This window comes from Syntrophorhabdaceae bacterium (assembly GCA_028713955.1).
In the GTDB taxonomy this organism is placed as follows: Bacteria; Desulfobacterota; Syntrophorhabdia; order Syntrophorhabdales; family Syntrophorhabdaceae; genus UBA5609.
Genome location: JAQTNJ010000118.1, coordinates 1 through 9,623, shown reverse-complemented (window position 1 = coordinate 9,623; position 9,623 = coordinate 1). Strand labels below are relative to the sequence as shown.

Below are 9,623 nucleotides of genomic sequence, written 5' to 3'. Positions count from 1 at the left end.
CACGGGAGGGGGTTGACGAGACCGTTCCGGGTCCTCCGGAACGTGTGGTCGCAGCAGTTGTGCCCGGTGTTACGTACCAGTTATCTTCATGCTGGTTGAGCCCCGCAGATGCCTTGATCTTCGCCTTTGAGACCTCTGTTTCATAACTTACATTATATATGTTCTGTGTCTTGCCGCCCTGTCCGGCGAGATATGTCGATTCACGAACCGTCCCATAGGTATAGACGGGTACTCCTGCCGCGTTCAGGAGATCGGTATTGGGATCGTTGTATTGATAGAGATATTCACTCCTCATAAAGGTAAGCAGGACCTCAGAAGTCTCTGTGAGATCAACACCTGTCTTGACCGTCAGGTTCCTGTCTCGCCAGCTATTGTCGCCTTTGTCTCCGATAAGGTAGCGCGGCGCACCCTGGCTGGTCGTTGTAGCACTCCACCCGGTAATGCCCGGCGTTGGTTTCGCACTCTGTACATCATAGTCCGTAACGTAACCGTCAGTCGATTTGTACCCATAGCTTAAAAATACCCTGAATTTATCATGGAATTTATTGCCATATGATGTGTAGGCGCCCCAGGTGTTGTCAGAGCCATAACCGCTCTTCATTATTACTTCTCTCTTTTCCGGCATTTTTGTAATGATATTCACCACTCCACCCATGGCATACCCGCCGTAGAGACTGGAAAATGGGCCCCGCACAACCTCGATCCTTTCCAGGTTCTCATTGTAGAAACCACCAATGGTAATATTGCCGTCATAAGCCCTGTTCATCGTAATCCCGTCCATCAGGATGAGCGTTCTTTGCTGACCGGGGATCCCTCTCAATGTAATACCTGCCTGTGTGTCCATAAGTCCTTTTCCGCGTCGGTCATATACCCCTGCGAGCGAATCCAGCACCTTATCCACTGTCTGCGCGGTATTTTTCTCAATACCGTTCTTTGTAACAACACTTGTCGAGGCCGGCACTGAAGATATCTCCTTCGGGGTTCTCGTCGCAGTTACAATAATACCGCCGAGTTCCACTGTCCTGTCTTCTTCCGGTCGGGCATCAGCAACCCACAACACAAAAAACAATGACAATATAAAAAAGGAGACCATAAAAACAGACCACAACCTTAACATGGTATTTTCTCCTGTGCTACTATTTAATATATCGTGCTACGTTGAAACAAAAAAATAATATTCTTCAGTCTATCTCTTTCCCTGTGCTCGACATGCTCAACGTCCCGTGCTTTACGCCCTTTATCGCCTTCATCAGACCCATCAGCCTCTGCACCTCTGACGGATTACCCCTCACTGCTATGATTTCAAGGCAATTATGGTGATCGAGGTGTATATGCTGTGTTGAAATAATCAGTTTCTGAAGGTTGTGCTGAATGTCTGTGATCTTGTTGAGCAGGTCTTTCCTGTGGTGATCGTAGATGAGCGTTATAGCCCCCGCGACATCGTCGCCTTCAACCCATTCCTTTTTTATCAGCTCCTGCCTTATCATATCCCTGAATGCCTCAGAGCGGTTGGTGTAGTTTCTCTCCTTGATAAAACGGTCAAATCTATCAAGCAAGGTCTTTTCTAATGAAACACCGAATCGTACCAATTCAGACATATTCTACCTGTATTACGTTTTTTTAAATAATAGCACTGAGAAAATAGGTTGTAAATAATAAATTTTTTTTTCGCAGGAACACTTCAGATTTTTCATTATCACGTTGATTGCAAGCCGGTATTATTCATGATCGTCAGCAAGAGAAAGATAGTACTGCGCCTCTTCTACCCTGTCCCGTCTCATTGCACCGTTGGCATAGATCCGGCATTTCCTCTTCAGTTCCTCAATCGCCCTTGTTCGCATACTATCGTCCAGACAGGGGTCTTTCAATATCTTTACGATAGCCTGTATCCTGAACCTGTCCATACCATCGTATCGCCTCGAAAGCTGGTCCTCATGACCGCCTCTTTTTATTATCAGGGGTTTTTCTATAAAGAGCACAGGGTGTCTGGCGGTCACCCGGAGCCACATGTCATAATCCTCGCACACGGGCAGTGATTCGTCGAAAAGTCCCACATCCTCAAAGACCTCTCTCTTGATAACCGCTGATGATGGACTGATAATGCAGAGCGGGAGGCAATATTCAAAGATCTTCCCGGAATATTTTTTATGACGCAACTTCTGGTTGAGCCTTTTTCCGTTCCTGATCCAGATCTCATCGGTATATGACAGGACATACCCTTTTATCGTCATCTGTGATATCTGTGTTGAAAGCTTGTCTCTTTTCCACAGATCATCGACATCGAGAAACGCGATATATTCACCGCGTGTTGCTTCAATACCTTTGTTCCGTGCGCTGCTTATGCCGCCGTTTTCCTTCCGGATATATTCTACAGGGAGATCCTTTATCTCGTCATACGGGCTATCCGTCGATCCGTCATCCACTACGATTACCTCTCTGTCCCGATAGTCCTGCTCCAGGACGGAGAGTACGGCCTCTCTGAGAAATCTTCTCCGGTTATATGTGGTGATGATGACGGAAACCATTTTAGCTATCAGCTATCAGCTTTCAGCAGTCAGCAAAAAGCAGGCTAAGGTTAAGGCTAAGGTTAAGCAAATTCTGGTTTTCCTCAACCTCAACTGATTCTTCTTGCCATGAGCTATCAGCTAATGCCCATGAACCTGTTTGAGATGGAGTCTTATTGACATGTTCCACGGTCCCCTTGACAGGTCTACGGGCCAGAAGGGCATGACCATTGTGCTCTGGTAATTCCGTTCAAATCCGTTCTCGGACAATGAAACGACCTCTACGGGAAAGGTCTGGATCTGAGCTGGCGTGTCCCATTCGAGGAGGACCTCGACATTCTGATAGGGATCATAGAGTTTCAATCTGTCTGACTGCCCGAGCGTATCCTTTATCGTAAGCGGGTACTTCGTGCTGCCTGCCTCCAGAAACCTGTCTCCACCGGTCCCGAGAAGTGAAAAATTCCATTCCACGCCAAAATAAAACAACCCATCGATCATACCGTCAATGACATAATCAACAATAAGCGGGCCCGATCCCTGTTGTAAAACGACATTCTTTCTGACAGTCAGCGGCAAACCTTTTTCTCCCTGCCAGTAATGTCCGTTTCTCTCCATCGAGAGCTGCACCGCCTTTTTGTCCTTTTTAATAATACCCTGGTATGGTTCTCTGACAAAATCTCCGGGCTCAAGATATTCCCCTCTGTAAAAAGACTCCAGGGTCACGTCATCGCCCATAACATGGTCTATGAGAGAACCCCTCCGGTACCAGTCATAATGGAGGTATTGGTCAAGCCCCTCTTCCTTCGCAATAACCATATCATGGATAGTCTTCGTCCCATCCGCAACGTTTCCGGACATCGCCAGCTTTATCTTTTCGTGGTATCCCTCATATCGCCTCCGGAGAGTAGCCATGATATTGGCCGATGACGGCTTATAATCAAGCCCGTACAGCACGCCTCCTTCTTTCAGGAGAAATGATGCCTCCAACTCGTTATTACTCAGTATTGCCTCATCGTAGCCATCGAAATTTACGTCCTCAATATATCCGTCAGCGAAAGGCTTCTGCGGGTCGAGGAGCTTCCGGGCTTCAATAAGGTGCCGGTAAACAGATGCACGGAGGTGCGGGAGATAGAGTCCGCCGAAGACACCATGCCAGTAGCTGTCATTGCATTGGGCCATGTACACGTATCTTTTTGCCTCGGTATTTTTCCCGGCCTTCTTTGACAGGCGAAGGGTCTTTTTGTGCATGTCATTACTTTCTGCATACTTGACGAGAAAATTTTTAAAATAGCCGCCTGTCAGGAAACGTCTGTATGGTATTTCCCGCTCGTTCAACAGGTCACCATACTCTTTTGAGATCCCGGCAGGCAGAGACCATTCCCCCATCTCCTTATATGATTCACATCCGAGGTAGATCCGGCCTTCCGGCGGTTTCGCCTTCATGTATTCAGAGAACGTTGTCGTTTTCAGCCACGAGCTGTTTTCTGTCAGGTATTCGAAAAATGACCGCAGCCACCCTTCTTTATAGACATAATCGAATGTCCCCGGCCAGAGGCCGAATTTTTCACCATCGTCACCAAAGACAACGAGATCCCCTCCTTGTTCTTTTACACCCTTCAGGTATCCGTCGAGCGCATCGATCTGCTTGAACGGGATCGCGTAACGCAGGAATTCAAGACCGGGGAAGACCGAAAGGGGATGTCCTTCATATTCCGTGATGAAATAACCATAGAGGTCTTTCTCGTCGAGGCCGACAGCCTTAAAATGATTGTCATCTACAAGGGTGAAAGCTATCCCGGCCTTGTGCAAAACCTTTGGGATATATGGCTCATAGACCCTTTCCGCGAGCCACATACCGGCTGGTTTCTCATTGAAAACATCTTCCATGAGATCCATGTGCATTGTTATCTGTGCCACCCCGTCCTCCTCGCTCAAAAGGGAAAAGACAGGTTCGTACATGCCTCCGGAAATGATCTCCAGCTGGCCCCTCTTCTTTAATTGTTTAAGGAGCTTGATATATTCAGGCTTGCGCTCACAGAGCCACGAGAAGAGAAAACCGGAAAAATGGAGGTTGACCCTGATGTCCTTAAAATCTTTCAGGACATCAAAAAAAGGCATATACGATTTCGCATATGCCTCCTCAAGGATAAAATCCATGTTCCCGACCGGTTGATGATTATGGATGCAGAGAATAAAATTCATTGCGCCTTTTTTTAAAATGGCGGGGTCGACGAGAATTGAACTCGCGGCCTCCGGCGTGACAGGCCGGCGTTATAACCAGGCTTAACTACGACCCCGCTGAAATGGTAGGCGGAACAGGTTTTGAACCTGCGACCCCCGGCTTGTAAGGCCGATGCTCTCCCGCTGAGCTATCCGCCCAATCCGGCACAATATATCAGGTTCGCCGGTAAAAGTCAAACCCTCAGGCAATCTCTGCCTCTTCCTCGTAGATGAGTATAGGTCTCTCGTGGTTCACGATGACCTCTTCGCTGACCACGCACTCCTTCACATTGGAGAGCGTCGGGATCTCGTACATGACATCGAGCATGACCTTCTCCATGATCGACCTCAAACCTCTGGCCCCTGTTTTCTTCTTCATGGCATCTTTTGCAATGCCCCTGATCGCGCCTTCAGTGAAGGTAAGTTTGACATTCTCAAGCTCGAAGAGCTTTTTATACTGTTTAACGATCGCGTTTCTCGGTCTTTTCAGGATCTCCACGAGGTTCTCCTCGCTGAGCTCATCAAGTGTGGCCGTTATCGGCAGCCTGCCTATGAATTCAGGTATCAGGCCGTACTTCAGGAGGTCTTCGGGCTGAACCTCCCGTATCAATTCCGAATATCGCTTATCCCTCCCGCCTTCCACATCAACGCCAAACCCGATGCCCTTCTTGCCGATCCTGCTTGCCACAAGCCCGTCTATGCTATGGAAGGCGCCGCCGCAGATAAAGAGGATATTTGAAGTATTGACCTTGATATAATCCTGCTGCGGGTGTTTTCTGCCTCCCTTTGGAGGAACGTTTGCTACCGTGCCCTCTATAATCTTCAAAAGCGCCTGCTGAACCCCTTCCCCCGAAACATCTCTTGTAATTGACGGGCTGTCGGTCTTCCTCGATATCTTATCGATCTCATCGATATACACAATACCGCGCTCTGTCCTCTCCACGTTATAATCGGCAGACTGGAGGAGATAGAGGATGATATTTTCCACATCTTCACCGACATATCCCGCCTCTGTCAATGTCGTCGCGTCGGCGATAGTAAACGGTACGTGGAGTATCTTCGCAAGCGTCTGGGCAAGCAGGGTCTTGCCGGAACCCGTAGGACCTATGAGAAGGATATTGCTCTTCTGGATCTCCACATCATCAAAATGTGCCTTCGCCTCTATCCTTTTGTAATGATTGTACACTGCTACGGAAAGGACCTTTTTCGCATGGTCCTGGCCGATAACATACTCGTCAAGAAGCTTCCTGATCTCATGCGGTTTCGGTATGGACGTCTTGATGTAGTCGAAACGTTCCTTCTTCGCTTCCTCCTGTATGATCTCGTTGCAGAGTTCTATACACTCATCGCAGATATAGACCATGGGGCCCGCTATCAGCTTTTTCACTTCATCCTGGCTCTTCCCGCAAAAGGAACAGTTTAACTTGATCGTTCTCCCGTTGTTTCTTTTAATCATGCTATACCCTCTTCTCGACGATTTGATCTACAATACCATATTCGATGGCTTGTTCAGGGTTCATGAAAAAATCCCTTTCAGTATCAGCGGCAATCTTTTCTATAGACTGACCGGTGTGTTTCGTAAAGATCTTGTTGATCTCGCTGCGCATCCTCAGGATCTCTTTTGCCTGTATGTCGATATCACTGGCCTGCCCCTGTGCGCCTCCAAGAGGCTGGTGTATCAGTATCCTCGAATGCGGCAGGGCGTATCTTTTGCCTTTTTCTCCGCCGGCGAGCAAAACCGCTCCCATGCTTGCTGCCTGACCAAGACACATTGTGACGATCGGCGGCTTGACATACTGCATGGTGTCATAGATCGCAAGGCCGCTGGTCAAATATCCTCCGGGGCTGTTGATATAAAGGAAGATATCCTTCGCGGGATCTTCGGATTCAAGGAATAAAAGCTGGGCTATAATGATGTTTGCCACATTGTCATCGATGCTGGTGCCGAGAAAGACAATCCTTTCCTTTAAAAGCCGGGAGTATATATCGTAAGCGCGTTCCCCTCTTCCGTCTTTTTCAATGACTATCGGTACAAGATTCATGATTTCTCCTTAATCATCGCATTATCACGAAGAAAACCAATGGTCCTTTCCTCTATGATGCTGCTTCGTAAACCGCTCAGAAGATTATACTGCTCGTAAAAATCCCTGATATCGTTGAAGGGCCTTTTGGCATCCTCTGCGATCTTTTTTATCCGTTCCTGAACGTCGTTCTCATCGGCGTTTATGCCTTCCTTTTCCGAGATCTTCGTGATCATGATCTCGGTCTTGATGCGTGTCTCCGCGCTCTTTTCAAAATCCTTCCTGAACCGCTCCTCGATCGCCCTCGCCTCTTCCGCGGTCAACCTGTCAGCCTTGAACCTTGATTTCGCGTCTTCGATCATCGCATCGACACGTTTCTCAAGCAATATCTTCGGGACCGGTATCTCAACGCTGCCGATCAGCGTATCCATGATCTTCTGTGCGATCTCCTTGCTTCTCACGTTCTCTTTTTCCCTGAGTATCTCATCCCTGAGACTCTTCTGAAGTGCCTCCATATTTTCAAAATTCAGATCTTTGGCAAACTCGTCATTTATTTCAGGGAGATGCTTTTCCTTGATCTCTTTCATGGTTACCTTAAACTGTAACGTCTTCTTCGCGATGTCCTTATCGGGATAATCATCCGGAAAGGATACCGTTATCTCTTTCTCTTCGTTCTCCTTCATCCCGAAGAGCTCATTTTCAAATTCAGGCATCAGCGTAGAGGCCCCGAGCTCCACCGGATACGCCTCGGTTGCAATGTCCTTGATGGGTTTCCCGTTCTCATATCCCTGGTATTTGACGATAACAAGGTCGCCCTTCTGCGCCCCCCGGTCGCCCTCTTTTGTGACTATCTCGGCGTGCATCTGCTGCAGCCCATCTATCCTTTTCGCGACGTCATCGTCGGTAACCCCGATCGGCTCAACCTCGACCTCGATGCCTTTATATGCCGGAAGCTCAACGTCCGGGAGCACCTCACACTCAAGGACATAGCCGTGTTTATCTGTTTCATCGACAAAATCCACTACAGGCTGCCCTACGGGGTTGATCTTCGCCTCTTCGAGGGCCTCATACATCGTCTCCTGGACCATCCTTTTCTTCAGTTCATCGTCGATGTATTCCTTATAATAACTGATTATCATCGGTCTGGGTACCTTGCCGGGCCTGAAACCTTTTATCTTTGCCTGCTTTTGAAGTTCGCTGTAGATTGTCTCCCTTAATTCGTTTATCTTCTCATCAGGAAGGATCACCTCTACCTTTTTCCTTATGCTGTCAACGTTTTCTACCTGAACTTTCATCAATTCCTCCGGGGTATACATGGGAACATCGCTTCTTTTTCCCGATAAACTGCCTTATTATAAACACAACTCCTCAGATTATCAAGACATTTGGGACGTATCAAGGAATATCAACGTCTCTGACGGGTAACTGTTAAATTTTCTTGACGTTATCTGGCAACTATGCAATAACGATAATTATCAAACAAATAAAGTTAACAAGGGGGAAATATGAATTCTGTGGTGGTTCTTATTTTAGGTCTCGTTGTTGCTTTTATCGGTTACCGTTTTTACGCGAAACATATCGACTCAAAAATCATCAAAGCTGACCCGAAGAGGGCTACTCCGGCAAAGATGTACATGGACGGCGTGGAGTTTATGCCGACAAGCAAGAACATCCTCTTCGGATACCAGTTCAAATCGATTGCCGGCGCGGCCCCTATTATCGGCCCTATTATTGCGATACAGTGGGGGTGGCTTCCTGCTTTGATATGGATACTCGCCGGCACCTTCTTCATCGGCTGGGTTCAGGACTACTCAAGCTCAATGGTGGCGATGAGAAACGACGGCGCCTCCTTTGGAGGTTTAAGCCACAAGCTGATCTCACCGAGGGCCAGGGTTATTCTTCTTGCCTTCATCTATTTCTACCTTCTCCTTATCGCCGGGGCCTTCGGGAATGTCGTGGTGAGCACCACCATCGGGTTGAAGGCCGCTCCCATGGCATGGCTGTTTCTCACTGTCGGAGGTGTCCTTGCCGGCCAGATGATATACCGCTGGAGGAAAGACATTATCCTCACCACGATCGTTTGCGTTATTATTGCCATGGCAGGTATATGGTTCGGTACCATCGCTCCTTCCGATAGCATAATCGGGGCAGACCTTGCAAACAGCAGGTGGGTATGGGCGATCGCGGCATTCGTCTTCTGTTATTTCGCAGCAGTCCTGCCTATCTGGCGCTTCGCACTCCCTATCAACTATGTTGCCTCTTATATTGTCTTCCTCGGGCTCTTTTTCGGAATAATCGGCATCTTCATACTCCACCCCAACTTTACCCTTCCTGCCTATACGGGTTTCTCGATCAAGATCGGTCCTATATGGCCTATCATGTTTGTCACGATAGCATGCGGCGCTATCTCCGGCTTGCACAGCATAGTATCAAGTTCCGGGACGGCCCGGCAGTTGGAGAATGAACTTGATGCCCATCCCGTTGGCGGCGGGGTCATGTTTGTTGAGATGATGCTCGCGTTATTCGCTTTAGTCATAGCCGGAACCATTTATGCCTCATCGGCTGAATACGGCGACGCCATTGTAAAAGGCCCTGGCGGCATCTTCGCTGCTGGCGTATCGAAATTCCTTGGTGCGATAGGAATGCCGGCCGCGCTGGGGAGATCCTATGGCAGCGTCATGATGATCGTGCTTGCGATAACGATCATGCAGCTTGTTATCCGCTTCATGAGGGTTGCGACATCAGAGCTTTTGAGCGACGTAAGCCCCATATTCAGGAACCCTCATGTGGGGACATTTATCGCATGCATACTCGGCATGGTGCTTGTTTTGACGGGATGGTGGCAGTACCTGTGGGTACTTTTTGGAGGGGCAAACCA

Annotated in this window: 8 protein-coding genes and 2 tRNA genes; 1 reads left to right on the top strand and 9 read right to left on the bottom strand. The window is 48.3% G+C overall.

The window, feature by feature from the left end; genetic code table 11:
• The 9 genes from PHU49_10545 to tig all read right to left on the bottom strand — a co-directional run.
• Positions 1-1,117: TonB-dependent receptor plug domain-containing protein (locus tag PHU49_10545; GenBank protein ID MDD5244443.1), on the bottom strand; the 1,117-nt coding region annotated here is incomplete at its 3' end.
• A 64-nt stretch (positions 1,118-1,181) separates the two neighbouring features.
• A complete protein-coding gene (gene nikR, locus PHU49_10540; GenBank protein MDD5244442.1) occupies positions 1,182-1,598 on the bottom strand; it encodes a nickel-responsive transcriptional regulator NikR in 417 nt (138 codons plus the stop codon).
• A gap of 120 nt (positions 1,599-1,718) precedes the next feature.
• Positions 1,719-2,525, bottom strand: coding sequence for a glycosyltransferase (locus PHU49_10535; protein ID MDD5244441.1), 807 nt, complete (start codon positions 2,523-2,525; stop codon positions 1,719-1,721).
• 120 nt (positions 2,526-2,645) lie between these two features.
• Positions 2,646-4,706 (bottom strand): DUF1926 domain-containing protein, encoded by a 2,061-nt coding sequence (locus PHU49_10530; protein ID MDD5244440.1) that lies wholly within the window; start codon positions 4,704-4,706, stop codon positions 2,646-2,648.
• A gap of 17 nt (positions 4,707-4,723) precedes the next feature.
• A tRNA-Asp gene (locus PHU49_10525) sits at positions 4,724-4,801 on the bottom strand.
• A gap of 7 nt (positions 4,802-4,808) precedes the next feature.
• A tRNA-Val gene (locus PHU49_10520) sits at positions 4,809-4,883 on the bottom strand.
• Positions 4,884-4,926: 43 nt separating this feature from the next.
• On the bottom strand, positions 4,927-6,180 hold the full coding sequence (gene clpX / locus PHU49_10515; GenBank protein ID MDD5244439.1) for an ATP-dependent Clp protease ATP-binding subunit ClpX: 1,254 nt from the start codon (positions 6,178-6,180) through the stop codon (positions 4,927-4,929).
• A 1-nt stretch (position 6,181) separates the two neighbouring features.
• Positions 6,182-6,766 (bottom strand): ATP-dependent Clp endopeptidase proteolytic subunit ClpP, encoded by a 585-nt coding sequence (gene clpP, locus PHU49_10510; GenBank protein MDD5244438.1) that lies wholly within the window; start codon positions 6,764-6,766, stop codon positions 6,182-6,184.
• Positions 6,763-8,040: a trigger factor gene (gene tig, locus PHU49_10505; GenBank protein MDD5244437.1), complete on the bottom strand. Its 1,278-nt coding sequence runs from the start codon at positions 8,038-8,040 to the stop codon at positions 6,763-6,765. The genes clpP and tig overlap by 4 nt, the downstream gene beginning before the upstream one ends.
• Positions 8,041-8,250: 210 nt before the next feature.
• Here tig and PHU49_10500 point away from each other — a divergent pair.
• On the top strand, positions 8,251-9,623 hold a 1,373-nt coding region (locus PHU49_10500; GenBank protein MDD5244436.1), incomplete at its 3' end, for a carbon starvation CstA family protein.